This window comes from Arsenophonus sp. ENCA, from assembly GCF_002287155.1.
In the GTDB taxonomy this organism is placed as follows: Bacteria; Pseudomonadota; Gammaproteobacteria; order Enterobacterales; family Enterobacteriaceae; genus Arsenophonus; species Arsenophonus nilaparvatae.
This window is the reverse complement of the sequence record NZ_NHNG01000021.1, coordinates 1-1,015: the sequence shown is the minus strand read 5'-3', so window position 1 is coordinate 1,015 and position 1,015 is coordinate 1. Positions and strand designations below refer to the sequence as shown.

The window sequence follows — 1,015 nt, the reverse complement described above, 5'->3', positions numbered from 1 at the left end:
TTCAAAAATCAGTCGATTAGCCAACAAATAATGATCTCACTCCCTCTTGTGCTGAAAAAAACAGCAAATCTTACCGACTGTGATCCCTATTTCATACGGCCTCAGGATCTTTGAAATTCCTAGGCGTAAATTCCTAGGCGTTAAAAGTTATCCACAGGCAAGTCGCCTTAAAAGACTTCTTTTTAACTTATTTTAACTTCAAAAGACTTAGGCGCTCTCGCGGTGAAATAAAAAAAACCTTTATAATAAACAACTTAATGCGCGAAAGGTAATCGCCTACCCCGTTAGGTAATTTTTAACAAAAATAATATTGATTTCCTTTTTAGCTTGAGATAAAGTTAATTTATTCTCCGATGCAATGATAGGTAACTGGTTACATGAAAGTCAGCAAGAAAACAAAGATAAGGCATCGGAATGGAATTAATGCAACTCTTGCAGATATGCCTTTGAGTTCAAGAAGAGTGTTATTTTTAACCATAGCTCGAGTAGATCCGAAAACTGTGATGGAAAGAGGCGAGGTATTCCGTGTTTATGCATCTGACTATGCAGAACTTTGTGGAATTGACAAATCAACGGCTTATCAGCAACTGAAAGAGGCAGCCAAGCAACTACAGCATCAGGTAATAGCGATCCCAAGAGAGCAACTTCTTCCACCCATCCCAAGAGCAGGGGAACCGTTAATGCCTTGGAAGAAATTAGAGGGTGGGGTTCGTATGCTTAATGTAACAGAATACTGTGATTACATGGACGGTGATGGCTATATCGATGTTGCATTTTCTAGACAAATGGAGCCTTACATATGCAGATTAGAAAAGGATTTCACAACACAAATATTGCTTTCAGCAGTTAGATTGAGTGATACAAATGCAATTCGTCTGTATCAGTATCTCAGAGAGAAAATAAGTGCCGGAAAGGTAAAGTACTTTGATATTTCTCTTGATGATTTGAAGTCAGATCTTGGTATATCTGATATGGCAACGTATAAAGAACATAAGCATTTTAACAACTTATATTT

General features: G+C 37.4%; 1 protein-coding gene. It reads left to right on the top strand.

Going from position 1 to position 1,015, the window contains the following annotated elements; translation table 11 throughout:
• Positions 1–377: 377 nt before the first annotated feature.
• On the top strand, positions 378–1,015 hold a 638-nt coding region (locus tag CBG25_RS00670), incomplete at its 3' end, for a replication initiation protein (RefSeq protein ID WP_290603780.1).